Annotated in this window: 29 protein-coding genes; 17 read left to right on the top strand and 12 right to left on the bottom strand. The window is 63.8% G+C overall.

From position 1 onward, the window contains the following. The first annotated feature begins 160 nt into the window (after window positions 1-160). Window positions 161-1,057: an alpha/beta fold hydrolase gene (locus YUU_RS0117915; RefSeq protein WP_027523635.1), complete on the top strand. Its 897-nt coding sequence runs from the start codon at window positions 161-163 to the stop codon at window positions 1,055-1,057. 4 nt (window positions 1,058-1,061) lie between these two features. Here YUU_RS0117915 and YUU_RS0117910 read toward each other — a convergent pair whose 3' ends face one another. Next, complete coding sequence (locus YUU_RS0117910; protein WP_027523634.1) at window positions 1,062-1,325, bottom strand: hypothetical protein; 264 nt, start codon at window positions 1,323-1,325, stop codon at window positions 1,062-1,064. A 125-nt stretch (window positions 1,326-1,450) separates the two neighbouring features. Next, a complete protein-coding gene (locus YUU_RS0117905; protein WP_156944366.1) occupies window positions 1,451-1,702 on the bottom strand; it encodes a hypothetical protein in 252 nt (83 codons plus the stop codon). Window positions 1,703-1,842: 140 nt separating this feature from the next. On the opposite strand from YUU_RS0117905, the gene YUU_RS0117900 reads away from it, so the two are divergent. From YUU_RS0117900 to YUU_RS0117890, 3 genes are all read left to right on the top strand, one after another. After that, window positions 1,843-2,109 carry a hypothetical protein gene (locus YUU_RS0117900; RefSeq protein ID WP_027523632.1) on the top strand — a complete coding sequence of 89 codons (267 nt, stop codon included), beginning with the start codon at window positions 1,843-1,845 and terminating at the stop codon, window positions 2,107-2,109. Between the two features lie 313 nt (window positions 2,110-2,422). Next, a complete protein-coding gene (adh, locus tag YUU_RS0117895) occupies window positions 2,423-3,943 on the top strand; it encodes an aldehyde dehydrogenase (RefSeq protein ID WP_027523631.1) in 1,521 nt (506 codons plus the stop codon). Between the two features lie 69 nt (window positions 3,944-4,012). Continuing rightward, window positions 4,013-4,393, top strand: coding sequence for a DUF779 domain-containing protein (locus YUU_RS0117890; protein ID WP_027523630.1), 381 nt, complete (start codon window positions 4,013-4,015; stop codon window positions 4,391-4,393). 46 nt (window positions 4,394-4,439) lie between these two features. Here YUU_RS0117890 and YUU_RS0117885 read toward each other — a convergent pair whose 3' ends face one another. Then, window positions 4,440-5,924 carry an aldehyde dehydrogenase family protein gene (locus YUU_RS0117885; RefSeq protein WP_027523629.1) on the bottom strand — a complete coding sequence of 495 codons (1,485 nt, stop codon included), beginning with the start codon at window positions 5,922-5,924 and terminating at the stop codon, window positions 4,440-4,442. A 113-nt stretch (window positions 5,925-6,037) separates the two neighbouring features. On the opposite strand from YUU_RS0117885, the gene YUU_RS0117880 reads away from it, so the two are divergent. The 3 genes from YUU_RS0117880 to YUU_RS0117870 all read left to right on the top strand — a co-directional run bounded on the left by YUU_RS0117880 (window position 6,038) and on the right by YUU_RS0117870 (window position 8,780). Continuing rightward, complete coding sequence (locus tag YUU_RS0117880; protein ID WP_027523628.1) at window positions 6,038-7,120, top strand: substrate-binding domain-containing protein; 1,083 nt, start codon at window positions 6,038-6,040, stop codon at window positions 7,118-7,120. Between the two features lie 122 nt (window positions 7,121-7,242). Beyond that, entirely contained in the window at window positions 7,243-7,986 is a 744-nt protein-coding gene (locus tag YUU_RS0117875) for a glutamine amidotransferase (protein ID WP_027523627.1), read from the top strand. 8 nt (window positions 7,987-7,994) lie between these two features. Next, window positions 7,995-8,780: a class I SAM-dependent methyltransferase gene (locus YUU_RS0117870; protein WP_027523626.1), complete on the top strand. Its 786-nt coding sequence runs from the start codon at window positions 7,995-7,997 to the stop codon at window positions 8,778-8,780. 165 nt (window positions 8,781-8,945) lie between these two features. Here the strand turns inward: YUU_RS0117870 and YUU_RS0117865 are convergent, their stop codons facing one another. From YUU_RS0117865 to YUU_RS0117855, 3 genes are read right to left on the bottom strand one after another with little or no spacing between them, the layout of a single operon-like run. Beyond that, window positions 8,946-9,590 (bottom strand): TerC family protein, encoded by a 645-nt coding sequence (locus YUU_RS0117865; RefSeq protein ID WP_027523625.1) that lies wholly within the window; start codon window positions 9,588-9,590, stop codon window positions 8,946-8,948. After that, window positions 9,587-9,949, bottom strand: a complete 363-nt coding sequence (locus tag YUU_RS0117860; protein WP_027523624.1) for a hypothetical protein — start codon at window positions 9,947-9,949, stop codon at window positions 9,587-9,589. Before YUU_RS0117860 ends, YUU_RS0117865 begins: the two co-directional genes overlap by 4 nt. Before the next feature lie 2 nt (window positions 9,950-9,951). Next, entirely contained in the window at window positions 9,952-10,425 is a 474-nt protein-coding gene (locus YUU_RS0117855) for a TerB family tellurite resistance protein (protein WP_027523623.1), read from the bottom strand. Window positions 10,426-10,787: 362 nt separating this feature from the next. On the opposite strand from YUU_RS0117855, the gene YUU_RS0117850 reads away from it, so the two are divergent. Then, window positions 10,788-11,162, top strand: coding sequence for a winged helix-turn-helix domain-containing protein (locus tag YUU_RS0117850; protein WP_027523622.1), 375 nt, complete (start codon window positions 10,788-10,790; stop codon window positions 11,160-11,162). A 21-nt stretch (window positions 11,163-11,183) separates the two neighbouring features. On the opposite strand, the gene YUU_RS0117845 is transcribed toward YUU_RS0117850, so the two are convergent. Both YUU_RS0117845 and YUU_RS0117840 read right to left on the bottom strand, forming a co-directional pair. Further along, on the bottom strand, window positions 11,184-13,040 hold the full coding sequence (locus tag YUU_RS0117845) for an AI-2E family transporter (RefSeq protein WP_051389787.1): 1,857 nt from the start codon (window positions 13,038-13,040) through the stop codon (window positions 11,184-11,186). Window positions 13,041-13,354: 314 nt separating this feature from the next. Next, entirely contained in the window at window positions 13,355-13,732 is a 378-nt protein-coding gene (locus YUU_RS0117840) for a hypothetical protein (protein WP_027523620.1), read from the bottom strand. A gap of 186 nt (window positions 13,733-13,918) precedes the next feature. Here YUU_RS0117840 and YUU_RS0117835 point away from each other — a divergent pair, with 186 nt between their 5' ends. Together YUU_RS0117835 and YUU_RS0117830 are read left to right on the top strand one after the other, a co-directional pair. Continuing rightward, complete coding sequence (locus YUU_RS0117835; RefSeq protein ID WP_027523619.1) at window positions 13,919-15,328, top strand: aldehyde dehydrogenase family protein; 1,410 nt, start codon at window positions 13,919-13,921, stop codon at window positions 15,326-15,328. Window positions 15,329-15,395: 67 nt separating this feature from the next. Next, window positions 15,396-15,956: a DUF2478 domain-containing protein gene (locus YUU_RS0117830; RefSeq protein ID WP_027523618.1), complete on the top strand. Its 561-nt coding sequence runs from the start codon at window positions 15,396-15,398 to the stop codon at window positions 15,954-15,956. Window positions 15,957-15,967: 11 nt separating this feature from the next. On the opposite strand, the gene YUU_RS0117825 is transcribed toward YUU_RS0117830, so the two are convergent. Continuing rightward, the gene (locus YUU_RS0117825; RefSeq protein WP_035662655.1) at window positions 15,968-16,516 is read right to left on the bottom strand and encodes a hypothetical protein; all 549 of its coding nucleotides are present in this window, start codon (window positions 16,514-16,516) and stop codon (window positions 15,968-15,970) included. A gap of 129 nt (window positions 16,517-16,645) precedes the next feature. Between YUU_RS0117825 and YUU_RS0117820 the strand changes: the two genes are divergently transcribed. Then, window positions 16,646-17,587: a LysR family transcriptional regulator gene (locus YUU_RS0117820; protein ID WP_027523616.1), complete on the top strand. Its 942-nt coding sequence runs from the start codon at window positions 16,646-16,648 to the stop codon at window positions 17,585-17,587. 7 nt (window positions 17,588-17,594) lie between these two features. Here YUU_RS0117820 and gor read toward each other — a convergent pair whose 3' ends face one another. Genes gor through rpiA form a run of 3 tightly spaced genes read right to left on the bottom strand, consistent with a single transcriptional unit; the run spans window position 17,595 to window position 20,266 of the window. Beyond that, a complete protein-coding gene (gene gor / locus YUU_RS0117815) occupies window positions 17,595-18,983 on the bottom strand; it encodes a glutathione-disulfide reductase (RefSeq protein ID WP_027523615.1) in 1,389 nt (462 codons plus the stop codon). Window positions 18,984-19,016: 33 nt separating this feature from the next. After that, window positions 19,017-19,550 (bottom strand): DUF2059 domain-containing protein, encoded by a 534-nt coding sequence (locus tag YUU_RS0117810; RefSeq protein ID WP_027523614.1) that lies wholly within the window; start codon window positions 19,548-19,550, stop codon window positions 19,017-19,019. A 2-nt stretch (window positions 19,551-19,552) separates the two neighbouring features. Next, window positions 19,553-20,266, bottom strand: coding sequence for a ribose-5-phosphate isomerase RpiA (gene rpiA, locus YUU_RS0117805; protein ID WP_027523613.1), 714 nt, complete (start codon window positions 20,264-20,266; stop codon window positions 19,553-19,555). Window positions 20,267-20,458: 192 nt separating this feature from the next. Here rpiA and gph point away from each other — a divergent pair, with 192 nt between their 5' ends. From gph to YUU_RS0117770, 6 genes are all read left to right on the top strand, one after another. Then, entirely contained in the window at window positions 20,459-21,154 is a 696-nt protein-coding gene (gene gph, locus YUU_RS0117800) for a phosphoglycolate phosphatase (protein ID WP_027523612.1), read from the top strand. 129 nt (window positions 21,155-21,283) lie between these two features. Further along, window positions 21,284-21,778, top strand: a complete 495-nt coding sequence (locus tag YUU_RS0117795) for a hypothetical protein (RefSeq protein ID WP_027523611.1) — start codon at window positions 21,284-21,286, stop codon at window positions 21,776-21,778. A 108-nt stretch (window positions 21,779-21,886) separates the two neighbouring features. After that, the gene (gene moaA, locus YUU_RS0117790; RefSeq protein WP_027523610.1) at window positions 21,887-22,921 is read left to right on the top strand and encodes a GTP 3',8-cyclase MoaA; all 1,035 of its coding nucleotides are present in this window, start codon (window positions 21,887-21,889) and stop codon (window positions 22,919-22,921) included. Between the two features lie 340 nt (window positions 22,922-23,261). Beyond that, window positions 23,262-23,801 carry a TRAP transporter small permease subunit gene (locus tag YUU_RS0117780; protein ID WP_027523609.1) on the top strand — a complete coding sequence of 180 codons (540 nt, stop codon included), beginning with the start codon at window positions 23,262-23,264 and terminating at the stop codon, window positions 23,799-23,801. Beyond that, window positions 23,798-25,402 carry a TRAP transporter large permease subunit gene (locus tag YUU_RS0117775; protein ID WP_027523608.1) on the top strand — a complete coding sequence of 535 codons (1,605 nt, stop codon included), beginning with the start codon at window positions 23,798-23,800 and terminating at the stop codon, window positions 25,400-25,402. The genes YUU_RS0117780 and YUU_RS0117775 overlap by 4 nt, the downstream gene beginning before the upstream one ends. A gap of 165 nt (window positions 25,403-25,567) precedes the next feature. Then, window positions 25,568-25,794 (top strand): IS630 transposase-related protein (locus YUU_RS0117770; protein ID WP_027523787.1); only part of this gene is annotated, 227 nt, incomplete at its 3' end.

Below are 25,794 nucleotides of genomic sequence, written 5' to 3'. Positions count from 1 at the left end.
AAAACTGCAACCTGATCTGTGGGTTGCGCGAGCCGCCTTATACACAGGCTGGCATCGCCTCGCCAGTCGTAAATCCATTTCCGCACGCAAGCCCTTGCGGGCAAAGCCGAATTCGCATTTGGTAGGGGCGTGCGGAGAAACCTTGGGGCGTGCGCTGCTCATGGACGCGGCACTCGACGACGTTTTTATCGACGACATCAGCTTTCCGGCCGTCGACGGCTATTCGTTGACCGGCACCCTGTTCCTGCCGCGCGGCGTCAAGCGCCACGCCGTCCTGATCAATTCCGCGACCGCCGTCCCCCGCAAAGTCTATAGGGGCTTTGCCTCGTACCTCGCCAACCGCGGCTGCGCGGTCCTGACCTACGACTATCGCGGCATCGGCGACTCCCGCCTGCCGGCGCTGGTCGGCTACAACCAGCCGAAATCGCTGGTCGGCTTCAAGGCCTCGATGTCCGACTGGGCCGCGCTCGACGTCACCGCCGCAGTCAAATGGATGCGCGAGCGCTATCATACCCTGCCGCTCAACTATGTCGGTCATTCCTTCGGCGGCCAGGCGCTTGGGCTGATCGCGAACAACGCCGAGATTTCGCGCGCGCTGTTCGTGGCGTCCCAAGCCGCGACGTGGAAACTGATCCCGCCGCCGGAAAACTACCGCGTTTTCGTGTTCATGAATTTCATCGGCGTGCCCGTGACCCAGCTGCTCGGCTACGCGCCGGGCTGGCTCGGCATCGGCGAAGATTTGCCCAAGGGCGTGTTCCTGCAAGGCGCCAAATGGGTGAGCAGCCCGCGCCACCTCTTTGATTCCAAGCTGCCGGCGCTGGCAAACTTCGCAAGCTACAAGGGCGAGCTGCGCGCCCTCGCCTTCGCCGACGATCCCTGGGCAACGCGGCCCGCGGTCGAGCTGCTCTGCTCCGGCTTCAGCGCGATCAAGCCGGAGGTGCTCACGGTCAAGCCGTCCGACGTTGGCGTCAAGACAATCGGCCATTTCGGCTTCTTCCGCCCCGACCACCGCGACACGCTCTGGCGCGGTGTGGCGGAATGGATCCAGGGGGAGTGAGGGGCTAGCGAAGGATGGTCGTCAGAGACGAGTAGCGCTTGCCCGGCTTTGCTTCACCCGGCGAGAACTGCGCGAAGGCGTCGCTGACGCGGACCGCCGGCGGCGTATCGCTGGCGAAGCGAAACTCTTTCGGCCGCGGCGCATAGAAGTCGCGGCTGTAATAGGCGTCGTCGAAACGCGTCTCGTTGATGCCGAACAATGCGTCGCAGACGAACAGGAGTGCGTAGACTCCCGCAATCGCAGCGACGATTTCCTTGAGAACCGACATGTTGATGCCCCACCCTTTTCCGGGAGGATGCAGGCCGGTTCCAAAGGCAAGGTTTAAGACCGTGCGGCACTTGTCGGCAGGGTTGGCCGCGGGTCAGCAAATTGCAGACAATTTGAACGAATGCGTTACCGCCGGGGTATCGCCATGACGGCCGGCGCCCTTGGCTCGATCAGTTTTGGCTCAATCAATCTTGCAGTGCACTCGTTGCAGATCAGCGCGCACTCATCCGACACCAGACCAAACCTGGTGTCGAGGCCGAGCCCCAGATCCTGGCCGGCAAGGCCGGCGATGACGCCATTGCAGCTCAGGCACCTGTGCTGGGTGTCCACCCAGGAATCCGTGGCGGCTTCACGCCCAAGCGAACCATGGCGGTTCATCGCGCAATCCTCTGTACGGTCCTCAGCCTTCGTCTCGCTATATTTATCGGTATATATCGATCGCGGCAAGGCGGAGCAGCCTCCCGTCGACACCGCACCGCTTCTGAAGAATAGCCCCGTATTCATCAGGACTTTCAATCATGAAACAACAATATGACGCTGCTTCGAGTAAGCAGAGAGAAACGCTCAAGGCCGGTCGCACACTCGGCGCGGCCGCATGGACCATCGCTGTCCTTGGACTGACCGCAGGCTTCGTGCATGCGCAGAACGCACCAATCAGCCTTGCCGACAGGAGCTTCCCCGAAAGCGTGACGTCAACCAGCGACGGCGCGCTTTACGTCGGCAGCTTCAACAAGGACAAGGACCCAGGACCGTTCGTACTTAAGTCCGTCGCCTTACCGAAATAAAATCATCCGCCTTGCCGGCGCCGGGGCGCACTACTCCCACGAGTTCGCGCCCCGGCGAGATCGCCTACTACTTAGGTCCTAAACCGTCGCGATATCCGTACGGATATAACGTTGACGAATGTCTGCGTTCAGCGCAGAATTCCTGATGGTTTCGCCGGGATAACTGAATCCCCACTCGCTGCTGGAGCCTGCTGCGCTCCTAGCCAACCTGTTGCGTCGTGCTGCACCGCCGCGATCGGCGCACACGGTCAACCAGGCGCGGGACCGCAGACGACAAGTACAAAAAAACTCGTCAATCCCACGGAGGAAATGCATGTTCCAGCAAGCGCTCGACCAAATCTCGAAACAACTCCTTATCCGCGAACGCTATGACAATTTCATCGGCGGCAAATGGGTGGCCCCGGTGGAAGGCAAGTATTTCGATAACCCGAGCCCAATCACTGGCAAGAAGCTCTGCGCCGTGCCCCGCTCCACCGCCGCCGACATCGAGCTTGCGCTCGATGCTGCGCACAAGGCCAAGGACGTCTGGGGCAAGACGTCGGTGCAGGAGCGATCCCGGCTCCTGAACAAAATCGCCGACAAGCTCGAATCCAATCTTGACCTGCTCGCGCTCGTCGAGACGCTCGACAACGGCAAGCCGATCCGTGAGACGACCCATGCCGACATGCCGCTCGTCGTCGACCACTGGCGCTATTTCGCCAGCGTGGTACGCGCCCAAGAAGGCGGCATCTCCGAGATCGACCACGACACTGTCGCCTACCACTACCATGAGCCGCTCGGAGTCGTCGGCCAGATCATTCCCTGGAACTTCCCGATCCTGATGGCGACCTGGAAGCTGGCGCCAGCGCTGGCCGCGGGCAATTGCGTGGTGCTCAAACCGGCCGAACAGACCCCGCTCGGCATCCTCGCCGTGATGGAGCTGATCGCGGACATCCTGCCGCCAGGCGTCGTCAACGTCGTCAACGGTTTCGGCATCGAGGCCGGCAAGCCGCTCGCGCAGAACAAACGGATCGCCAAAATCGCCTTCACCGGCGAGACGACGACGGGGCGCATGATCATGCAATATGCGTCCGACAATCTCATTCCAGTGACACTAGAACTCGGCGGCAAGTCGCCGAATATTTTCTTCGCCGACGTCGCCGAGACCGATGACGACTTCCTGGACAAGGCACTCGAAGGCTTTGCCATGTTCGCACTTAATCAGGGCGAGGTCTGCACCTGCCCGAGTCGCGTACTGGTGCAGGAGTCGATCTACGACAAATTCATGGAGAAAGCGGTCGCGCGCACCAAAAAGATCAAGCAGGGCCATCCGCTCGACCCCAGCACCATGATCGGCGCCCAAGCCTCGAACGACCAGCTCGAGAAAATCCTGTCCTACCTCGACATCGGCAAGCAGGAAGGCGCAAAAGTTCTAACTGGTGGCAACCGGGCCAAGCTGGAAGGCGAACTCGCCGAAGGCTACTACGTCGAGCCGACCATCTTCGCCGGCAACAACAAGATGCGGGTCTTCCAGGAAGAGATTTTTGGACCGGTCGTCTCCGTCACGACATTCAAGAACGAGGAAGACGCACTCGCAATCGCCAACGACACCCTGTACGGGCTCGGCGCCGGCGTCTGGACCCGCAACGGCAACCGTGCCTACCGGTTCGGCCGCGCCATCCAGGCCGGCCGTGTTTGGACGAACTGCTATCACGCCTATCCCGCGCACGCAGCGTTCGGCGGCTACAAGCAGTCCGGGATCGGGCGTGAGACCCACAAGATGATGCTGGATCACTATCAGCAGACCAAGAACGTCCTCGTCAGCTATTCGACCAAGGCGCTCGGCTTCTTCTGATCGTTCGCCGCCTGATGGCGCAGGCGCGGCCTGACCGCGCTTGCGCCCCTTTTTTATGGGATGCACGCCATGGTCAACCGGGTCGAGATCACACCAAAGGCCGCCGAAATCATCGAACGTCTCAAGGCCCAGCACGGCGCGCTGATGTTTCATCAATCCGGCGGATGCTGCGATGGCTCGGCACCGATGTGTTATCCGGTCGGCGATTTCAAGGTCGGACCGCAGGACGTGCTGCTGGGCAATATCGCCGGATGCGACTTCTATATCGGCGCCGCGCAGTTCGAGTACTGGCAACACACCCAGCTCATCATCGACGTCGTTCCCGGACGCGGATCGGGATTTTCCGTCGAAGCACCCGAGGGCGTGCGGTTTCTGACACGCAGCCGAGTCTTTACCGACGAGGAAGTCGCCGAGCTCGAGGCCGCAGGCCCACCGGCCCGGGCGGCCTGAGCTTCCTTACGGGATGCTCCGGCCGCCGTCACGCGATCCGTCTCCGTCAGACGGCGAGGTTCATCCAGACCGCCTTGGGCTCGGTGAAATTGTCGAGCGCGGCAGTGCCATGCTCGCGGCCGAGGCCGGAGTCGCGCTCGCCGCCCCAGGGCAGGCGCACGTCGGTGTAGCCATAGGTGTTCATCCAGACGGTGCCTGCCCTCGCCTTCTTGGCAATACGCTGGAGCCTGCCGATGTCGCGGCTCCAGACGCCGGCGGCAAGGCTATAGGCCGTGCCGTTGGCGATCCGCAGCGCGTCGGCCTCGTCCTTGAACTTGATGACGCTGACCACGGGACCAAAGATCTCCTCTTGCGAGATCCGCATCTCGTGCTCGACATTTGCAAACACGGCGGGGCTGATGAAATAGCCGCGATCGCCGACCCGCTCGCCGCCCGTGACGAGCGTTGCGCCCTCCTTCTGTCCGATATCGACATAGTCGAGGATCGACTTCATCTGCTTTTCGGAGATCACGGGGCCGAGCGTGGTCTTGCGATCGAGCGGATCGCCCATACGCAGCGATTTTGCGCGGGCGGCGAGCCGCTCCACCACCTCGTCATAAGCGCCCTCCTGCACCAGCACGCGGGAGCCGGCCGAGCAGACCTGGCCTGCGTTGAAGAAAATGCCGGAGCCGGCTGCCTTCGCGGCTGCTTCGAGATCAGCGTCGTCGAAGATGACGTTGGCCGACTTGCCACCTAGCTCGAGCGAGACTCGCTTGAAGTTGCTGGCTGCGCCTTTCATGATTCCGCGCCCCACACCCGGCGAGCCGGTGAAGGTGACCTTGTCGACATCGGGATGATTGACCAGCGCATCACCGACGACGCGGCCCGGACCGGTGACGACGTTGAAGACGCCCGGCGGCAGGCCGGCTTCGAGGGCAAGCTCGGCGATGCGCAGCGCCGACAGCGAGGTCAGCTCGGCCGGCTTCATCACCACGGTGCAGCCACAGGCGAGCGCGGGCGCGAGCTTCCACATGCCGATCATCAGCGGGAAATTCCAGGGCACGATCGCCGCGACGACGCCAACCGGCTCACGCACCGTGTAGGTCAAGGCATCGTCGCGCACGGGCACGACGTCGCCGCTGATCTTGTCGGCCCAGCCAGCGTAGTAGATCAAAGTGTCGACGGCAGCCGGGAAATCCTGGCGCAGCGTTGCAGCGATCGGCTTGCCCGCATCGATCGACTCGAGCTCGACGATCTCGTCGGCGTGGGCTTTGAGAAGCTCCGCCCAGCGGAGCAGGATCTGACCGCGTTCGGAGGCGCGCATGGTGCGCCAGGAGCCCTCGAACGCGCGCCGCGCAGCCGCCACCGCGTGCTCGACATCGGCCTCGTCGCCTTCGGCGATGGTAGCAATGACCTGCCCGGTCGCAGGATTGAGAGACTTGAAGGTACGCCCGGAGCTGGCGGGGATGCGGCGGCCGTCGATCAATAGATGCTGCGGCCGGGACATGAACTCGCTGGCCGGCGAGTGCGCAAAGTCATATGCAACAGACATCATATTTCCTCCTGTTCTGGTATGCCAGACTAGGCGCCGACTGGCTGTAGTAAATATGATATCGTGTGCAAATGGACGCTTCTCATATGAAGCGAACTTCATAAGGAAAGCCAATGCTTCAGATCGAGATCGAGGCCGTCTGGCGGTTTCGCCGCGAAGGAAGCCCGCGCACCGCCGTGATCATGCTCGGCGTCCTCAACGAGATCAGGAAGACCGGCAAGATCACCAGCGCAGCCAATGACGCGCATCTGTCCTATCGGCACGTCTGGAATCTGATCGAGCAATGGTCGGAGTTCTTCGGCACGCCTCTCGTCGAGACCCAGCGCGGCAAGGGCACCAAGCTCACCGCGTTCGGCGAGCGGCTGGTATGGGCCGGCGAACGCATGCAGGCGCGGCTCGGACCCCAGCTCGACAATCTCGCGCAGGAACTGGCGAGCGAGATCAAGCCGTTCCTCGAGCAGCGCCCCTCGGTGATCCGCGTTCATGCCAGCCACGGCTTTGCGGTCGCGAAGCTTCGCGAGTTCCTCGACCGCGAGCCCGGCATAGGCGTCGACCTGCGCTATGTCAGCAACCAGCATTCGCTGGTCTCGCTGGCGCAGGGCGCCTGTGACCTCTCGGGCCTCCACTTGCCGCACGGCGCCTTGCGAGCGCAGGGCATCAAGGCGGCGCGCGAATGGCTCGATCCGCGTGAGGACCGCATCATCAATTTCGTCACGCGCGAGATGGGGCTGATGGTTGCGCGCGGCAACCCGCTAGGCATCGGATCGATCCAGGATCTGACCGCTCCCAGGGTACGCTTCGTCAACCGCGACCATGATTCCGGCACGCGCCTGTTGTTCGACCAGCTGCTCGCCGCGAACGGCATCGACGAGAGCCGCATCAACGGCGCACAGCAGATCGAATTCACTCACGCCGCAGTCGCCGCCTATGTCGCGAGCGGTATGGCGGACGTGAGCTTTGGCGTGGAAGCGGCCGCCCGGCATTTCGGCCTCGATTTCATCCGGGTCGTGACCGAGGACTATTTCTTCGTCTGCAAGCGCGCATTCCTGGATACCGAGCCGATGCGGCGCATCCTCGAGATCATCCGCAGCGCCGAGTTTCGGGCCGCTGTCGCCGTCCTCCCGGGCTACCAGCCGACCGATACCGGCGACGTCACCGGCGTGAAGGCCTTTTTGGAGATGCACGCCGTACGGTGAAGCCATGCGGTCATGTCGACGCCGCATTAGCCCGAACCGACTGGACGAGGTCCGGGACACGCTATATCAGTTTGAATATAGCGGATGCTGGCCCGGCTAACTCGCGCAACAGGACTTGCTGAATGTTTCAACGCCGCCGATCTGCCGTCGCGCTCCGTCACGTCGCCTTCGAGGATCTCGGCCTGCTCGCGCCGGTCATGGAGCGCGAAGGCTGGAACGTTTCCTTCTGCGACGCACCGGTCGACGATCTCAGCCATCCCTCGATCAGGGATGCCGATCTCCTCGTCGTTCTCGGCGGCCCGATCGGCGTCTACGAGACCGAGAGCTATCCGTTCATCGCGCGGGAAATCGCGCTCATCGAGCACCGCCTCGGCCGGGATCTTCCGACACTCGGCATCTGCCTCGGCGCGCAGCTCATGGCGAAGGCACTTGGCGCCCGCGTCTATCCTGGTCACGTCAAGGAGATCGGCTGGGGACCGGTCTCGCTGACGGAGTCAGGCCTCGCCTCCTGCCTGAAACCGCTTGCCGGCACCACGCCGGTCCTGCATTGGCATGGCGACACGTTCGATCTCCCGGCTTCCGCGACGCGGCTTGCCGCCAACGAGAACTACGAAAACCAGGCATTCTCCTGCGACGCCCATGCGCTGGCGCTGCAATTCCACCTCGAGGCCGATCCGCGGCAACTCGAGGAATGGTATGTCGGCCACGCTATCGAGCTTGCGGCGACAAAAATTTCGGTGTCGCAGCTTCGGACACGGACCGCAGAACTCTCACGCGGACTTGCGCGCGAGGCTGATCGCGTATTCTCCGACTGGCTTCGCCAGATCGGGCACCGTGACGCATCGCTGCGCACGGCTGCGCCGTAGGAGCCTTCATGCAAAACGAATCGCCGCGTCATCAGGACGGCAGTGCCGGCGACGCCAATTACGGTGCGATCGGCAAGGGCTATGTGAATTTTCGGTGTCCCGACCCGCGCATCGCCAGCCTGATCGGGGACGCGCTTGGCGATGCACAGACCGTTCTCAACGTCGGGGCCGGTGCCGGCTCGTACGAACCGAAGGACCGCACGGTGACCCCGGTTGAACCCTCACAGTCGATGCGCGACCAGCGCCCGCCGCATCTTCCCGCAGCGATCGACGCCGTTGCCGAAAACCTCCCCTTCAAGGACGCTTCCTTCGACGCCGCGATGTCGACTTTCTCCGTGCATCAATGGAAAGATCTCAATGCGGGCCTGCGCGAGATGCGGCGGGTCACACGCGGTCCGGTCATCATCATGAGCTGCGAGCCGAGCGAACTCGATCGCTTCTGGCTCGACGCCTATTGCCCCGAGGTGATCGCAGTCGAGTCGGTGAGATATCCGCCGGTGCACGACATTGCGCAGGCACTCGGGGCCAACTCCGAGATCCTGTCCGTTCCCATTCCGCTGGATTGCACCGATGGCTTCAATGAAGCCTATTACGGCCGGCCGGAGATGCTGCTTGATCCCGCCGCGCGGCTCGCCTGCTCAGCTTGGAGCTTCGTCGACGACGATGCAGTGCAGCGCTTCGAGGATGCCCTCGGCCGCGATCTGGCGTCCGGCCACTGGGACGAGCGATTTGGCGAGCATCGAAAATTGCCCTCCTTTGGCGGCTCCCTCAAACTGATCGTCGGCCGGGTCTGATCCGACCGGGTAAGGCGGCGGAAACTTCTCTGTCATTGACTGATCGTCCGTGCGTGGTGACGCTGGCGGTGTCCTCGCTCGTTCCTTGACAGCAAGACGTTTCCGACAAGCATGATCCGGAAAAGTGCGAAGCGGTTTTCCGAAAAGAAGTCGGAAAGGCTTGGATCAGAGGCTGGCGATGACCGGCGCGAGCTCGACCGAGCCGCGCCAGATCATCTCGAAGGCGACGTAGACGATGATGGCGAGGCCGACATAGGCGATCCAGCGCTGCTTCTGGAGCACGCGGCCGAGCAGATCTGCGGCGACGCCCATCAGCGCGACCGACAGCAACAGGCCGAAGGCCAGGATGAACGGATGCTCGCGTGCGGCGCCCGCGACAGCCAGCACGTTGTCGAGCGACATCGAGACGTCGGCGGCGACGATCTGGAGCGCCGCCTGCCGAAAAGTCTTGCGCGGCGCCTGCGCATGCGTCGTGCTCCCGGCCCCGGCATGACCGAGCGCCAGCACGCCGGCGTGGGACGACTGCTCGCGCAATTCGCGCCACATCTTCCAGCAGACCCACAGCAGCAGCACGCCGCCGGCCAGCAGAAGGCCGAGCACCTGGAGGAGCTGGGTCGCAACGCCGGCGAAAACAATGCGCAGCACGGTCGCAGCCGCGATGCCGACGATGATGGCACGGCGGCGCTGGCCGGCAGGCAGGCCCGCCGCGGCAAGGCCGATGACGACGGCATTGTCGCCGGCGAGCACGAGGTCGATCAGGACGACCTGAAACAGCGCCGTCAGCGCTTCGGGGGTGATGAATTCGCTCATGTCTGATCATTCGGACGCGAGGCTGCACCGAGCCAGTGCGGCTTGCGGCGCTCGATCCAGTCCAGGACTTTCGAGCGCTGCGAGCGCAAGCCCGGCACATCCTCGGCAAGCAGGGCAAGGCCGAGCGGCAGCATCCAGATGCCGAGCACCGGCAGAAACGACAGCACGCCGCCGACGACCAGCAGCGCGCCGGCGGGCATCCGCACCCAGCGGTTCGAGGGTCGCAGCAGGTAGGTGACGGTGCCGCTAACGCGCGGCGGCAGGCGGCCGACGAGCGCGTCAAGGCGCGGATCGCCGCCGGCGGCCTCGCCGGTGGCGCGCTCGCGCGACCTCGCGTGATCGTCGGTGCCTGCGCGCATGCTCACGCTCCGGATGCGAGGCGGCCCTCGCCGCGCGGCGTGACCCGGCTAACCGGCTTCGAGCGCGGCAGCACCAGCGTGAGCAGGCGGAGCAGCTTGATCGCCTGCACCTCATGCGGATGCACGTCCTCGTCCGCCGCGGCGACCCGCTCGGAGATGTCGATGAGATGCGCGGCCAGCGGCAGGTCCGAGACCGGGCGGAGCGTGTCGATGACGACATTGGCGAAATCAGGCTGCTCCAGCCGCTCCGCGAGCTCGTCGAACATCGCAGCAAGCCGCGCTTCGCTGACATGCGGGGCGAGCCCGCGCTCCCGGATGAAGCGGGTCACCTCCTCGCGCTCGACCGCGGCGACACGGCGGTCGGCGACGGCGACCAGCGCGCCGGCAATCACGAGCGCGGCGGCGGCCTGCTCGTGCAGGCTGGAAGGTTCGGTAATCTCGCCCTGGATGGGGCGCAAAGCTTCTGCGTCAGGCATCATAGCTCCTCAAGCTTACGGTTGTGACCGCACGCGGGAAGCGATGAGGATGGCTGGTCGATGAGAGCAGGTGCGCTGGGCCCAACGATCGTCCAATCCAAACGCATTCGCGCGCGGGACAGGTCATCCGACATCACGAGGTTGGCCGAGGGATCGGCGGCCTCGTCAGAGGGGCCCGGATTCTGTTGAAGGGAGAGATAAAGTTCGCCCAGGCCAAATCAAGCCGGCCGAGCTGCGACCAGCAGCCGCGGGAACGCGGCGCGCCGTTCATAAAATCGCCGTAAGGGATATCCGTCCCGTTTACCTTGTTCGCCGGCCTGCGTGGTGGCAATCTCGCGCTGGACGACCGAAGAGAGCCAGTCATGTCGCGCTTGGGCGCAAAATCGCTTCCCCAACTGAGCGTCCGGATCGATCTGGACGCCGAGGACCGGATCGGGCCCGGCAAGATCCAGCTCCTGGAGAATATTCGGGAGCACGGCTCGATCTCGGCCGCGGGCCGCGCCATGGACATGTCCTACAAGCGCGCCTGGGATCTCGTGGACGAGATCAACCGTATCTGCGGACACGCCGCAGTCGAGCGCCAGACCGGCGGCAAGAACGGCGGCGGCGCGATGCTGACCCCGTTCGGCACCGCCCTCGTCGCGCGCTACCGCAAGATCGAGCGCGACGCCGCGCGCGCCGTGCGCAAGGAGCTGATGGCGCTGAGGACGGACATCAAGCGCTCGCGCAAGGCGTGAGTCCGAACGCGCCGACTCGTGTTAGGTAGCAGTAATATCTTTGGTGTCGACGATTGTAGGGTCGCGCTGCCTGGCAGCCGTCTGAACTATTGCGTCTAACGCGGCGCCAAATGATCCAGCACAAACCGTCGCACCAACCGCACCCATCGTCGGCGTGGCGGCACCTGTTCCGAACAGGGCGAGCAGAATGCGGGTATCGGCGTTCTTCTTATTGAGCCTGCGAACGACATCTTGAATCTTGGCGGTGGACGGTTGACTGACGTAGCAGAGGCACGCAAGCGAGGTATCCGTCATATCGAGCGAAAAGAATTTCGCCGTTGATAGCGCGTCCGCTTCTTCCGCGATCGCCTCGATACCACGGTGCCGCAGCAAATAGGACAACACCAGCGCCGTCGCTTCGTCGAGCTTTCCGGATCCTGGAATGCAGAGCACCGAACGCGGTGATCTGCTTTCTTCCTCGATCAACTTGCGTTGCGCCCTTGCCTGCTCAATTGCGATCGCGGCACCGGGGTTCGCGCTCATGTCCAAGGCCGGTGAGTCCAAATCGTGGTGCGCTTCCAGGTCGGCCACCAGCTCGTCGACGGTCGAAGCAATGCGATTTAGCCGTTCTTCGTCGAGATGGCCCAATCGGCGGTCGGCTTCCGCGAGCCTCAGTCCCTCGAGCAGGATCGTATCGCAGTATTCCTCAAGTGACGCCCCTTTGAGGAACTCATGTGCTTGCTCCGCGGCTTCAAGAGGATCCCCCGCCAGCATTCGTTGATAAGCCAGCTGAGGCGGACTCAGAGGAGGTCGGTCGCCCAGCATGATTTCAAGGAACTTGAGCCGCTCGACATGCCGTCCCACGACAACGAGACATATTGTCAGAGGCGTCGCCATGACCAGTCCGACCGGACCCCAGAGCCACGTCCAGAATGACGCAGACAGGATGATTGCGACGGGAGACAGGCCAGAACTATGGCCATAGATCAATGGTTCAAGTACCTGGCCGGCGAGCAGTTCCAGAACCACGAACAACAGAGCTGTCAGCACCAGCATTTGCCAGCCCGAACCAACAGCGGCAGCGAGAATGAGCGGAAATATGGCTGAGATCAGCGCACCAATATACGGAACGAATCTTAGGATCATCGCTAGCAGCCCCCACAACGGAGCGGAGGGCACGCCGATCAATTCGAGACCCAAGCCGATTGCCAGACCGAACACCGCGTTGAAGATGATCTGGGTCAGGAAGAGTTTGCTCAGGCGCTTGCCCGCGTCGTCAAGGGCGGCCGTCGTCCGCTGAATATCGCTCGAGCCCGCAAGACGGACCAGGCGATTCCTCAGATCCTCGCGTTGCAACAGGATGAAAGTTACGAAAATGACGACGATTCCAGTCGTCGTGAGCGGCGAAAGCAAAGGCTCGATAATTTTGGCGAGCGTCGTCAGAGCACCCGGGTCGGGCTGCTTGACCTCAACGGGTATCGGAAGCGTTCTATCTGACGCTTGTCTCGAGAGCCCATTGTCCGGCCGACCAGTCGTCGCCTCACCATGTTGCAGCTCCGTCCCCAGTTCCTTGAGAACGGTAGAGGCCTGTTCCAACGTTCCAGAACCGCCCATCAGCCCGCGAAGGCTCTCGATCTTGTCACTCAGCGTTTGCTGATATCCGGGCAGCTTGGCGGCAAGGCGCGTTGCCTGCGATACCATGAGCCCGCCTAAACTGAATATGATCGCAAATCCGAAGAAGACGACTACGAGTACGGAAGCCGTGCGCGGAACTCGCCATGAATAGAGGCGGATGACGAAAGGCGCGAGAACGAAGCTCAAGAGAACGGCCAGAGCGACCGGAACGAAAACTTCCCGGCCGAAATACAGCGCAGCAATAATCAGCGCTGCGACGGCCATATTTATCAGCGCGCTCCCCCGCCGCTGCGTTAGCCTTGTTTGCTCGGGCTTATCCTGCAACTGCGTGGCCCTCGCTCTTAGCCGAACGATAGTCGCTCCGGCTTCGATGAAACCCCTCAGTTCACTGGACTTGGGTTCTGCAATGCGAATGGACGATTGCCGGTCGCGCGCTACTATTTCGGCGGATAATTCTACGCCTCTTTTCCACCTCGGGTAAGAACAAAGTAAGAGGGTGACCGCAATGCCCGCTGCCCGGGCACGCGTGAGCACGTCGATCTCGATGGATTAGTGGATCTGCGGCGCGCGGGATTGCCCTAGTTCGGCCGCACCGCCATCTCCGGTGCCGGCTGGATCAGCGCCTCGCCGAGCAGGCTTTGCTCGGCTTTCGGGATCGAGAAGCGGACCTTGAAGCCGTCCTCGGTCTCCAGCGTGATGATGCGCTGGGTCGTGTCCGTTGATTGCTCGACCACCCAGGCTGCCAGCGGATAGGCGTAGCGCAGGCTCTGGTCGCCATAGCGGGCCTTCAGCGCGGCTTCGAGCAGGCCGGGCAATGTCATGATCAGCGCGCCGACCTGGTTGAGCGAGACGCGGACCTCGGCAGGCTTGCCCGCAGCATCCTCGAACCGCAGCGCGATCGCGCCGCCATCGGGCGCGACCTCGCAGGTCGTGAGCGATTTGACGCTGATTTCCATTGCACGCTCCGACAAATGCACGCCTTCGCTATATCGCTCACGATATATCGATATCGGCCGCCTCGTCCAGCCGCCTTTTTTGGAACCGCTCGAAACGCACAGCATGGCTCACTCACCGAATGCGTGATATACGTATGGATATAGCGAGGCCCGAACGGCCCGTTTTGACAGGGAGCGAACAAGCCAATGAGCGACTACAACCTTCTCATCGACGGCAAGATGGTGCCCGGCGACCTGACCATGCCCGTGCTCAATCCCGCGACCGAGGACGTACTGGCGCAGTGCCCGCGCGCCTCGAAGAGCCAGCTCGACGCGGCCGTGGCCGCGGCGAAAGCCGCCTACCCGGCCTGGGCCGCGACGCCGATCGAGGAGCGGCGCAAGCTCGTGATCAAGATGGCTGACGTCATCGAGGCCAATTCCGGCGAGCTCGCGCGCCTTCTGACCGCCGAGCAGGGCAAGCCGCTCACGGACGCCACCGGCGAGGTCCTCGGCATGGCCGCGTTCTTCCGTTATCTCGGCTCGCTCGAGCTGCCGATGCGGGTGATCGAGAACTCCGGCGACCGCAAGGTCGAGGCGTATCGCCGGCCGCTCGGCGTCGTCGGCGCCATCATTCCCTGGAACTATCCGCTGCTTATCCTCAGCTTCAAGCTGCCGTCGGCGCTGCTCGCCGGCAACACGCTGGTGGTGAAGCCCGCGCCGACCACGCCGCTCGCGACGCTGCGCTTTGCCGAGCTCGTCAAGGACGTGCTGCCGAAAGGCGTGCTCAACGTCATCACCGACGCCAACGATCTCGGCGGCGAGATGACCAAGCACCCTGATATCCGCAAGATCTCCTTCACCGGCTCTTCGGCCACCGGCCAGAAGGTCATGGCGAGCGCAGCGCAGACGCTCAAGCGCATCACGCTCGAGCTCGGCGGCAACGATGCCGGCATCGTGCTCGACGACGTCGATCCGAAGAAGGTCGCGCCGGGAATCTTCGAAGGCGCGTTCCAGAACTCAGGGCAAGTCTGCCTCGCCATCAAGCGGCTCTATGTCCACGAGTCCGTCTATGACGAGCTCTGCAACGAGCTGGTCGCGATCGCCAAGAACACCGTGGTCGATGACGGATCGAAGCAGGGCACCAAGCTCGGGCCGCTGCAGAACAAGATGCAGTACGAGAAGGTGAAAACGTTTCTCGAGGACGCGCGCAAGAACGGCAACGTCATCGCCGGCGGCTCGGCGATGGACCGTCCCGGCTATTTCATCGAACCGACCATCGTGCGCGACATTCAGGAGGGCTCGAAGCTGGTCGACGAGGAGCAGTTCGGCCCCGTCCTGCCGGTGATCAAATATTCCGACAAGGACGACGTGATCCGCCGCGCCAATGCCACGACCTACGGCCTCGGCGCCTCGGTGTGGTCGTCCGACGTCAAGCGCGCCCACGAGGTCGCAAGCCAGCTCGAGTCCGGCACCGTGTGGATCAACAAGCATCTCGACATGGCTCCGAACATCCCGTTCGGCGGCGCCAAGCAGTCGGGCATCGGCACCGAATTCGCCGAGGAGGGCCTTGCCGAATTCACCCAGCTTCAGATCATCAACGGGCCGCCTGCGGCCTGAGGCGAAATCCGGGGTCGCTGCGCAACCGCCGCGGCCCCGCTCATTCTCACTCAAGCGGAGGCGGACGATGTTCGATGCACAAAGCGATCTTGCCGCCCTGGTCTATGAACCGCATCAGGATCCCGACACCATCTTGCGCGGCTTCGCGGCCGACCTGAATGCGCGCGGGTTGCGGGTCGTGGGCATGGTGCAGGCGGGCCATTGCGCGGACTCCAGCCTGTCGGCGGTGCTGCTTCACAACGGCGAGAAACTGCTGCTGGCGCAGGACTTCGATCCCGCCGCGAGCGGTTGCCGGCTCGATCTTGCGCGGCTCCAGAACGCCGGCGAGCAGATCGCCGAGGCGTTGGCACATGGCGCCGACCTCGTCATCATCAACCGCTTCGGCAAACGGGAGCGCAATGGCAAGGGGCTGGCTTATCTGATCGAGCGGGCGTTCAACGCCGACATCCCCGTGGTGATCGCGGTTGCAAACGACCACTTCGCCGACTGGATCAAGTTCGCCGGCGGCATGAGCGTCAAGCTCCGCTGCGAGCGCCACGCGCTCGATGCGTGGTGGCAGCGTATCGCGACGCCCTCGCCCTGCGCGGTCGAAGCCGAGCATTCCACGGTGTGCGCCGTGCTGAAGTGAAGTCGCGCCCCCTACTCGTCCCTGAGCGCTGAGAGCACCTGTCCGCCGAGCTCCGTCAAGCGGTAGGTCACCAGCGGACGGCTCGACGGCGGCTTGCGCGCGATTTCGACGACGTAACCGCGGACCATCAGCGCTTCGAAGCTCCCGTAATAGCCGTGCATGCTGATCTGGCTCTGTCGCTGCGCCCTGAACTCGCGCAACGCGCGGATCTCGTTGCCCGACAGCAGCGACCTGCGGACCCGCCGCACCAGTTTTGCCCTCTGCTGGAGCCAGGCCTCATCGGGCAACACCCGCGATGGCTCGATCGGCTCGCCGCACGGCGCAGTCTCCGGGACCACCGCCGCCTTCGTCGCCCCTGCGCTGACCGATTGCTTGGCGAGATCGAGTGCTGCGACCGGCCATCGGCGGCTCCTGTCCACCATGACCGGCGGCGGCACGACACTGTCGCGGACCAGCTGCTCGAAGCGGCCGGCGGTGACGCCGACATAGGCGGCCGCGCGGCGCCGATCGATCAAACCGTGCGGCTCCGCCGCCAGCGCGCACGCGCTTTTCCCGTCCACCGCCCAAATCCCCCTGTTCGGCCGCGCCCCCTGGCCGCCGCGGGCGAAAACTAGGGCCAGAGGCTGTTCTCGAAAAGCAGAGAATTTCGTACGCCTTGCTGCCGAATCGGCAACAGCTATAGTCGCGCGATGCGATTTCATGCCCCCGCCCTGTACTACTTCCACGCCGTGCGCCGGACCGGCTCGATCCGCGCCGCGGCGCGGACCCTCAACGTGGCCTCCTCGGCGGTCAGCCGGCAGGTTCTCAAGCTGGAAGAGGAGATCGGCGCGCCGCTGTTCGAGCGGACGGCTCGCGGGCTGACATTGACCACGGTCGGCGAGATGCTCGCCCGGCACGTCATGACCGTGCTCCAGGACCACGACCGCTTTCGCTCCGACGTCCAGTCGCTGTCCGGGACATGGCGCGGCTCGGTGAGCATCGCCTGCATCGAGTCGCTCGCTGAATCGCTGCTGCCCGGCCTGATCGCGTCGCATCGCGGCCGCGCCCGCCGCGTCACTTTCACCACGCAGGTGATGGGATCAGCCGACGTGCTGGACGCGCTGAGCCGCGGCGAAGCCGACATCGGCATTGCCATGGCGCTGCGCCATCCCCAGGATCTGCGCCAGGTCGCGCTGAAGCGCTTCCGGTTAGGGGCGATCGTTGCGGCCGATCATCCGCTGGCGCGGCGCCGGACCGTGACGCTGGCGCAATGCCTCGCCTTTCCGATCATTCACGCGCTTCCGGAGCTGTCGATCTACCACCTGCTGCAACCGCTCATCGCGCAGCTTGCCGAAACGCCCGAGCCCGCCGTGCAGGCCAATTCCATCGACCTGATGCGCGAGCTTGCGGCGCGCGGCGTCGGCGTTGCGATCCAGACCCAGATCGGCATCGGCCGCCTCGCCAATAGCGGACAGCTCAAATTCCTGCCGCTGGACAACGACGGCAGTCCGGTGTGGTCGGACCTCGGCGTCTATGTTCGCGCCGAACGGGTCCTGCCCGCCTACACCGAGTCGTTCCTCCAGGAGCTGGTGCGCGAGCTCGGCGATCGCGAACGGCAGGAGAACGCCGACCACGGCAAGGTCGGCGCGTAAGGCGCCCCTACTCCGCCGCCTGCCGCACGTGGCGCGCGGTCGGGGTGCGCATGGTGACGAGCTCTTCGGCGGCGGTCGGATGCAGCGCGATGGTGGCGTCGAAATCGGCCTTGGTCGCCTTCATCTTCACGGCGATGGCGACCGCCTGGATGATCTCGGCGGCGGCATCGCCGACGATGTGGCAGCCGAGCACGCGGTCGGAGGTGCCGTCAACGATGAGCTTCATCAAGACGCGGGTGTCGCGGCCGGACATCGTCGCCTTGATCGGGCGGAACGTCGCCTTGTAGATATCGACGTGGCTGAACTGCGCGCGCGCTTCGGTCTCGGTCAGGCCGACGGTGCCCACCTCCGGCTGCGAGAACACGGCGGTCGGGATGTTGGCGTGGTCGACCCGCACCTCGCGCTTGCCGAACACGGTATCGGCGAAGGCATGGCCCTCGCGGATCGCGACCGGCGTCAGGTTGAAGCGATGGGTGACGTCGCCGATGGCGTAGATGCTGTCGACCGAGCTCTTCGAGAACCCGTCGACCGCGATGCCGCCGTTCTTCGGGTTGATGGCAACGCCGGCCTTCTCGAGGCCCAGATTGGCGACCGCCGGATGGCGGCCGATCGCGAACATCACCTGGTCCGAGGCGACGCTCGAGCCGTTCGACAGATGGCTGGTGAACTCGTCACCGTAACGATCGACCTTGGTCACCGTGCAGCCGGTCAGGATGGTGATGCCCTGCTTCTCCATCTCGCTGCGGACATGAGCGCGGACGTCGTCGTCAAAACCGCGCAAAATATTGTCGCCGCGATAGATCACGGTGACGTCGGAGCCGAAGCCGGCAAAAATCCCGGCGAATTCCAGCGCGATATAGCCGCCGCCCTGGATCACGATCCGCTTCGGCAACTTCTTGAGATGAAACGCTTCGTTGGAGGAGATCACATGCTCGATGCCGGGGATCGCCGAGCCATGGTTGGGCGCGCCTCCGGTGGCGATCAGGATGTATCTTGCCGTGATTGTCTTTTCGTTCTCGAGCAGGCGGATGGTGTTAGCGTCCTCGATCACCGCGCGGCTCTTGACGATGCGCGCGCCCGACTTCTCGACATTCGTTGTGTAGGCCGCCTCGAGCCGCGCGATCTCCTTGTCCTTGTTGGCGATCAGCGTCGGCCAGTCGAAGCTTGCGGACGGAATGGTCCAGCCGAAGCCCGCGGCATCCTCGATCTCGTGGCGGACATGCGATCCGATCACGAACAGCTTTTTCGGCACGCAGCCGCGGATCACGCAGGTCCCGCCCATGCGGTACTCTTCCGCGATCATCACGCGTGCGCCGTGACCGGCCGCGATGCGAGCGGCGCGCACGCCGCCCGAACCACCACCGATGACAAAGAGGTCGACGTCGAATTCAGCCATTGTCCACTCCGACCTCTCTGCCTTTCTTCCTCGTCACATATCCTTGCCGCGCTTCTTCATCTCGGCGCGGAACGCGCTCGCGACGATCTCGGAGAAATTCTGCGCCCATGAATTCGTGAAGGCCATGCCCTGTTCGATCGCGCGCGGCTCGGCGTTAATCAGCTTCTGCCCCAGCGGAGACTTGTAGAACGCCACGAGATCCTTGAGCTCCTGCTCGGTGAACTGGGCGGCGTAGGCCTGCGCCATGCCGTCGCCGATCTCCTTCTCACGGCCGGCGAGCTGCTGCGCCACCACCGGTGCCAGCTCGTTGAGGTCCTTCTGGTAGTTGAGGTTCTGCCCGATCAGCGCACCCTTGACCTTCTCCACCATGCCGGGAACGGCGTTGGCATACAGCGCGCTGGCGTTCTTCATGGTCAGGATTTCCTTGGCGGCCGCCATCGCCGCGGGCGAGGCCTTGGGCGCTGCCGCCTGCTGTGCCGCCGCCGGGACGGCGCCAAAAGCCAATCCCAGGCCAGCCAGTCCCAGGGCGAGGCCTGCCACGGGCAGCATCTTCAAAACGCTCTTCATTCCTAGTCTCCTTTCGGCTTTCGCCGTTCAATCACGCGGATTCCTTCGCCGCCCGCCAGGACGGCAGAGCCGGCCAAGCCGATGAACAGTCCATGCTCCACCACGCCGGGGATCGCGCTCAAGGCGACCGCGAGCCGTGCCGGATCCTCGATCCGTCCAAGATGGGCATCGAGGATCCAGTGGCCACCATCGGTGACGAAAACGTGGCCGTCCTTGGCCTTGCGGAGCGCCATTTGCCCGGAAACGCCGGATTGCGCAAATGCCTTCTCGATCGCCCGCCGTGTCGCGCCAAGCCCGAACGGGATGACCTCCACCGGCAGCGGAAAACGGCCGAGCGTCGCCACCCATTTACTGTCGTCAGCGATTACGATCATTCGATCGGAGGCAGCCGCGACGATCTTCTCGCGGAGCAGCGCGCCGCCGCCGCCCTTGATCAGGTTGAGCTCGGGATCGACTTCGTCAGCGCCGTCGACCGTGATGTCGAGATGGTCGATCTCGTCCAGCGTGGTCAGCGGCACGCCGCAACGGACCGCGTCGGCCCGTGTGGCTTCCGAGGTCGGCACGCCGATCACCTTGAGGCCGGCGCGCACCCGCTCGCCGAGCAGCTCGACGAAATGCTTGGCCGTCGATCCGGTGCCGAGACCGAGCTGCATGCCGTCGCGCACCTCCTCGAGGGCGCGAGCAGCCGCCTGTCGCTTCAACTGGTCCATGTCCACGTTCGGGCCTGCCCTTTGTGTGTGGCTTCAAGGTCTCACTTGAGATCTCATTTGAGAGACCGCCGAAATAAGTCGCATTCGGCGGCCTATCTAGCCCCGTTTTGGCCCGGAGAACAGGCCTGCGGAACGAGGTTATAAGCTGATCTTATGGCCGGTCCGCTTGCAGAAGCTCCGCCTTGCCGGTAGCGCATGATCATGACCGCTCACACCATCGTCTTCGATCTCGACGGCACGCTTGTGGATACGGCGCCCGACCTGATCAGCGCGCTGAACCACGTGCTCGATCGCGAGGGGCTGTCGCCCGTGCCGATGCAATCGGCCCGCAATATGATCGGCGCCGGCGCCCGCAAGCTGATCGAGCGGGGCCTGGAGGCCGAAGGCCGGATCGTCGGCGTCGAGGACATCAACCGGTTGACGGCGGATTTCATCGCCTATTACGCCGACCATATCGCCGATGAATCGCGCCCGTTCGAGGGGCTGGAGGCCGCGCTCGACCACCTCGCGGAGCGTGGCCACCGGCTCGCGGTGTGCACCAACAAGCTCGAATGGCTCTCCAGGCGGCTGCTCGACGCGCTGGGCCTCTCCCGGCGCTTTGCCGCCATCTGCGGCGCCGATACCTTTGGGGTGCAGAAGCCCGACCCGACCATCCTGCGCGAGACGGTGGCCCGCGCCGGCGGACAGCTCGCCGCCAGCATCATGGTCGGGGATGCCGGAACCGACGTTGGGGTGGCCCGGCGTGCCGGGGTTCCCGTGATCGGCGTCAGCTTCGGCTATACCGATGTGCCAATCGAGGAACTCAAGCCGGACCGCCTGATCCATCACATGCGCGACCTGCCGGCGGCGGCGACGAGCCTGATGGGGCGCCTAAGCGCCGAGGCAAGCGCTTGATATCGTTACGTAAACCGAAACATTAACCGTCTATTAGCTATACGCACCCGGCCCGTTGCGCGGGCAAACCGACGCACCTAAGGTTCGCTCGGGGATTGCAGCGGTTCGTCGCAGTGAGTTGTGATGGTCATGCATCGTGTGATCGCGATTGCGTTTGCGGGTGCGAGCCTGGCCGGCTGCTCCTCGGTCTCGTGGGACATGTTCAAGTCGACGCCCCCCGCCGTCCAGGTCCGACTCGAATCGAACCCGCCTGGCGCCGAGGCCGTCACCTCGCTCGGCCCGGGCTGCAAAACCCCCTGCGCGGTCTCGGTTCCGGCGTCGGATGTGCCGTTCACGGTCAACTACACGCTGAACCAGTTTCTGCCGGCCTCAGTGCCAGTGAACGTTATCAAGACCCCCGGCGATTTCTCCACACCCGCCTCGGTGACGACCGATCCAAATCCGGCATTCGTCGAGCTGCAACCGGCCGTGCCGCCGAAACCAGTGAAGAAGCCGCACCGACCGAAGAAGCCGAAGGCGCCGAAAGCAGCAGCGCCCGCCTCGGCGGGCTCTCCGTTCCCCGACCCGAACTCGGCACCGCCTGCCATCGCGCCGCCGCCCGAAGCCCCCGCCCCCACGCGCTAATACGGTGCAGCGCACGATTGTCGGCAATCGCGGGGATGCTTAGATTGCATCTAATGTATTTGTCACCGCGCAAACCGCGGTGATAGTGATCGTGACAAGGCTTGTTGAATGAACGGACCCGCTGTGAGTCCCCTGTCCCCGCTGTCGAGCCCGATGACCGACCCGTTCGGCCGGACCATCACCTACTTGCGGGTCTCCGTCACCGATCGCTGCGACCTGCGCTGCTTCTACTGCATGTCGGAAGACATGACCTTCCTGCCCAAGGCGGACCTCTTGACGCTGGAGGAACTCGACCGGCTCTGCTCGGCCTTCATCGCCAAGGGCGTGAAGAAACTGCGGCTGACCGGCGGCGAGCCCCTGGTCCGCCGCAACGTGATGTCGCTGGTGCGCTCGCTGTCGCGCCACCTCGCGAGCGGCGCGCTCGGTGAATTGACGCTGACCACCAATGGAACGCAGCTGGCCAAGCACGCGCGGGAACTCGCCGATTGCGGCGTGCGCCGCATCAACGTCTCGCTCGACACGCTCGATCCGCAGAAGTTTCGCGAGATCACCCGCTGGGGCGAGATCGACAAGGTCTTGGAGGGCATCGAGGCGGCACGCGCGGCCGGGCTCGCGGTGAAGATCAATGCCGTGGCACTGAAAAACCTCAACGAGGACGAACTCCCCTCGCTCATGCAGTGGGCGCACGGCAAGGGCATGGGCCTGACGCTGATCGAGGTGATGCCGATGGGCGAGATCGGCTCGGGCCGCATCGACCAGTATCTGCCGCTGTCGCTGGTGCGCGCGCGGCTTGCCCAGCAATTTACGCTGACGGACTTAAGCGAGACGACCGGCGGCCCGGCGCGCTATGTCAGCGTCGCGGAGACCGGCGGCAAGCTCGGCTTCATCACGCCGATGACCCACAACTTCTGCGAAGCCTGCAACCGGGTGCGCATCACCTGCACCGGCACGCTGCACACCTGTCTCGGTCACGAGGATGCCTCCGATTTGCGCAAGCCACTGCGGGAGTCCACTGGGGATGCGCTGCTAGCGGCCACGATCGACCGTGCGATCGGCCTCAAGCCCAAAGGGCACGATTTCATCATCGACCGCCGGCACAACCGCCCGAGCGTCAGCCGGCACATGAGCGTCACCGGCGGCTAGAGCAATCAGACAATAATCCCGATCTCGACGCGTAGAATCACCGTATCTTCCGCAACCCTAACCCCCTGACCGCGCGTCAATTTGCCCATTTTCCGATTGACGGCGCGACAAGCCGCTGAAATGGTGCCTGCGCCTTGGCTCGCCCGGCAGCATAAACCGGCGCGACCCTCGATGGTCGCGGTCAAGACGGCAAGGCATGAGGGGGAGGACTATCGCTGCAATCGCTCCGGACGATGAGCCGTAAAGTCGCGTGCATCCGCACGCCGGCCGAGCGATGCATGCGAATTCGCCCCAATGAATTGCGCCTCAATGAATAAAGGCCGCGGCGGAGAAAAGTAAGATGCGTCCATTGTTGGCGGTGAGCAACGCCATCGACCTCCTCAATGAAAAGATCGGCAACATCTGTAACCTGCTGGTGCTGCTGGCGTGCCTCGTCAGTGCCGCCAATGCCATGATCCGCTACGCCTTCAGCTACTCGTCGAACGGCTGGCTGGAACTGCAATGGTACATGTTCGCCGTGCTCGTGATGTTCGGCGCGTCCTATACCTTCAAGCGCAACGAGCATGTCCGCGTCGAGATCTTCTACCTGATGCTGTCCGAGCGCGGCCAGCTCTGGCTCGACCTGATCGGCACGCTCTTCTTCCTGATCCCCTCCTGCCTCCTGCTCGCAAAACTCTCATGGCCGTTCTTCATGCAGGCCTATGACGTCGGCGAGATGTCCGGCAACGCCGGCGGCCTGATCCGCTGGCCGATCAAGTTCGTGATCCCCGCAGGTTTCGTCATGCTGGCGCTGCAGGGTGTGTCTGAAGTCATCAAGCGTATCGCGGCTCTCCAGGGCTATGTGACGATCGACGCCAAGTACGAGAGACCGACCCAATGACCATTACGCTGGAGATGATGCCGCCGATGATGTTCGGCGGCCTGGTGATCGCGATGCTGATCGGCTACCCGGTCGCGTTCACGCTGGCGGCGCTCGGCCTCTCCTTCGGCTTTCTCGCGATCCATCTCGGCTTCTTCGACCTGAACTTCCTTCAGGCGATTCCGGGCCGCGTGTTTGGCAGCGTGCTCGCCAACGAGTTGCTGCTCGCCATTCCCTTCTTCACCTTCATGGGCGCGGTGCTGGAGCGGTGCGGGCTTGCCGAGGACATGCTGGATTCCATGGGCCAGCTGTTCGGGCCGATCCGCGGCGGCCTCGGCTACTCCGTCATCATCGTCGGCTTCATCCTCGGCGCCATCACCGGCACGGTGGCGGCGCAGGTCATCGCCATGGCGCTGATCTCGATGCCGGTGATGATCCGCTACGGCTACAATATCCGCTACATCACCGGCGTGCTGGCGGCCTCCGGCACCATCACGCAGCTCGTGCCGCCCTCGCTGGTGCTGATCGTGCTCGCCGATCAGCTCGGCAAGTCCGTCGGCGACATGTATCTCGGCGCCTGGGGCCCCTCGATCTTCCAGATCATCCTGTTCGCCGGCTACACCTTCATGCTCGGCATCTTCAAGCCGAGCCACGTTCCGGCGGTGCCGAAAGAGGCGCGCACGCTGACCGGATGGGCGCTCTGGAAGAAATGCCTGCTCGGCATCATCCCCTCCGCGGTCCTGATCTTCGTGGTGCTCGGCACCATGATGCTGGGCCTTGCGACCCCGACCGAAGCCGGCGCGATGGGCGCGGTCGGCGCCATCGTCCTCGCCGCCATCCACCACAAGGACTTTTCCTCCACGGGACGCAAGATCCTGATCATCGGCGTCATCACCGCCGGCATCGGCACGATCGTCGCGATGCTGTTCAGCGAGAACATCGTCTTCAAGATCGCCTATGCGATCACCTACCTTGCCGTCGCCTGGATCTGCATCGAGGCGGCCCGCATCCCCGATCTGCGCGACCTGATCAAGCAGGGCTACGAGACGACCATGCGCATCACCTGCATGGTCACCTTCATCCTGATCGGCTCGACCTGCTTCTCGATCGTGTTCCTGGGCTGCAACGGCGGCGTCTGGCTCGAGCACCTGCTCACCTCCCTGCCCGGCGGCGTCTGGGGCTTCCTGATCTTCATCAACCTCTTCATCTTCTTCGTCGCGTTCTTCCTCGACTTCTTCGAGATCGCCTTCATCATCCTGCCGATGATCGCGCCGATCGCGCAGAAGATGCTGGCGCCGGTGGTCGGCCCCGACGCCGCGCTGATCTGGTTCGGCGTCATGCTCTGCGTCAACATGCAGACTTCGTTCCTGCATCCGCCGTTCGGCTTCGCACTGTTCTACCTGCGCGGCGTCGCGCCGCGCTCGGTGAAGAGCTCGGACATCTATTGGGGCGCTGTGCCCTGGATCGGATTGCAGATGATCATGGTGCTGCTCGTGATCGTCTTCCCGTCCGTGGTGACGGGCCTGCTCGACAAGCCGGTCAATGTCGATCTCGACAAGGTGAAGATCGAGGTGCCGCAGATCGACCTGCCCCCGCTCGACCTCGGCCCGCCGCAGAAGTAGGCCGCGCGCGCTTTCTTCCTTCTCCCCTTGCGGGAACCGGGAAAGAGGAAATAACATAATGATTACAAGGAACTAAAGCGGGATGGGGTTAGGTTGAATCGATTTGGGATTCCCAAATCAGGCTGTTTCTGATTCACCATGCTGGCTGGGCGGAGGCCAGCATGGATGGGCAAGCCTTATTCTCTGGATCTTCGCAAGCGTGTCGTGGCCGCGATCGAGGGCGGGATGTCCCGCAATCAGGCAGCCAAGCAGTTTGGGGTCGCGATCAGCACGGCAATTGGCTGGATGAAGCGGGTCGATGAGACCGGCAGCGTTGCTCCGGGCCAGATGGGCGGTCACAAGCCGAAGGCGGTTTCGGGAGACCACGCGGTCTGGCTGTCGCAACGGATCAA

The organism is Bradyrhizobium sp. Ec3.3, from assembly GCF_000472925.1.
Classification (GTDB): domain Bacteria; phylum Pseudomonadota; class Alphaproteobacteria; order Rhizobiales; family Xanthobacteraceae; genus Bradyrhizobium.
The sequence above is the reverse complement of the archived record's forward strand: the minus strand, read 5'-3'. Positions and strand labels throughout refer to the sequence as shown.

Excerpts from the sequence above, each read along its gene's own strand:
- YUU_RS0117835 (WP_027523619.1), top strand. The coding sequence starts at position 13,919 with ATGAGCGACTACAACCTTCTCATCGACGGCAAGATGGTGCCCGGCGAC.
- YUU_RS0117880 (WP_027523628.1), top strand. The coding sequence starts at position 6,038 with ATGCTTCAGATCGAGATCGAGGCCGTCTGGCGGTTTCGCCGCGAAGGA.
- YUU_RS0117840 (WP_027523620.1), bottom strand. The coding sequence starts at position 13,732 with ATGGAAATCAGCGTCAAATCGCTCACGACCTGCGAGGTCGCGCCCGAT.
- YUU_RS0117860 (WP_027523624.1), bottom strand. The coding sequence starts at position 9,949 with ATGCGCGCAGGCACCGACGATCACGCGAGGTCGCGCGAGCGCGCCACC.
- YUU_RS0117865 (WP_027523625.1), bottom strand. The coding sequence starts at position 9,590 with ATGAGCGAATTCATCACCCCCGAAGCGCTGACGGCGCTGTTTCAGGTC.
- YUU_RS0117905 (WP_156944366.1), bottom strand. The coding sequence starts at position 1,702 with ATGAACCGCCATGGTTCGCTTGGGCGTGAAGCCGCCACGGATTCCTGG.
- YUU_RS0117820 (WP_027523616.1), top strand. The coding sequence starts at position 16,646 with ATGCGATTTCATGCCCCCGCCCTGTACTACTTCCACGCCGTGCGCCGG.
- moaA (WP_027523610.1), top strand. The coding sequence starts at position 21,887 with ATGAACGGACCCGCTGTGAGTCCCCTGTCCCCGCTGTCGAGCCCGATG.
- YUU_RS0117810 (WP_027523614.1), bottom strand. The coding sequence starts at position 19,550 with ATGAAGAGCGTTTTGAAGATGCTGCCCGTGGCAGGCCTCGCCCTGGGA.
- YUU_RS0117900 (WP_027523632.1), top strand. The coding sequence starts at position 1,843 with ATGAAACAACAATATGACGCTGCTTCGAGTAAGCAGAGAGAAACGCTC.
- YUU_RS0117875 (WP_027523627.1), top strand. The coding sequence starts at position 7,243 with ATGTTTCAACGCCGCCGATCTGCCGTCGCGCTCCGTCACGTCGCCTTC.
- YUU_RS0117795 (WP_027523611.1), top strand. The coding sequence starts at position 21,284 with ATGCATCGTGTGATCGCGATTGCGTTTGCGGGTGCGAGCCTGGCCGGC.
- YUU_RS0117870 (WP_027523626.1), top strand. The coding sequence starts at position 7,995 with ATGCAAAACGAATCGCCGCGTCATCAGGACGGCAGTGCCGGCGACGCC.
- YUU_RS0117775 (WP_027523608.1), top strand. The coding sequence starts at position 23,798 with ATGACCATTACGCTGGAGATGATGCCGCCGATGATGTTCGGCGGCCTG.
- YUU_RS0117850 (WP_027523622.1), top strand. The coding sequence starts at position 10,788 with ATGTCGCGCTTGGGCGCAAAATCGCTTCCCCAACTGAGCGTCCGGATC.
- YUU_RS0117830 (WP_027523618.1), top strand. The coding sequence starts at position 15,396 with ATGTTCGATGCACAAAGCGATCTTGCCGCCCTGGTCTATGAACCGCAT.
- YUU_RS0117915 (WP_027523635.1), top strand. The coding sequence starts at position 161 with ATGGACGCGGCACTCGACGACGTTTTTATCGACGACATCAGCTTTCCG.
- YUU_RS0117855 (WP_027523623.1), bottom strand. The coding sequence starts at position 10,425 with ATGCCTGACGCAGAAGCTTTGCGCCCCATCCAGGGCGAGATTACCGAA.
- YUU_RS0117845 (WP_051389787.1), bottom strand. The coding sequence starts at position 13,040 with ATGGCCGTCGCAGCGCTGATTATTGCTGCGCTGTATTTCGGCCGGGAA.
- YUU_RS0117780 (WP_027523609.1), top strand. The coding sequence starts at position 23,262 with ATGCGTCCATTGTTGGCGGTGAGCAACGCCATCGACCTCCTCAATGAA.
- adh (WP_027523631.1), top strand. The coding sequence starts at position 2,423 with ATGTTCCAGCAAGCGCTCGACCAAATCTCGAAACAACTCCTTATCCGC.
- YUU_RS0117885 (WP_027523629.1), bottom strand. The coding sequence starts at position 5,924 with ATGTCTGTTGCATATGACTTTGCGCACTCGCCGGCCAGCGAGTTCATG.
- gor (WP_027523615.1), bottom strand. The coding sequence starts at position 18,983 with ATGGCTGAATTCGACGTCGACCTCTTTGTCATCGGTGGTGGTTCGGGC.
- YUU_RS0117890 (WP_027523630.1), top strand. The coding sequence starts at position 4,013 with ATGGTCAACCGGGTCGAGATCACACCAAAGGCCGCCGAAATCATCGAA.
- YUU_RS0117910 (WP_027523634.1), bottom strand. The coding sequence starts at position 1,325 with ATGTCGGTTCTCAAGGAAATCGTCGCTGCGATTGCGGGAGTCTACGCA.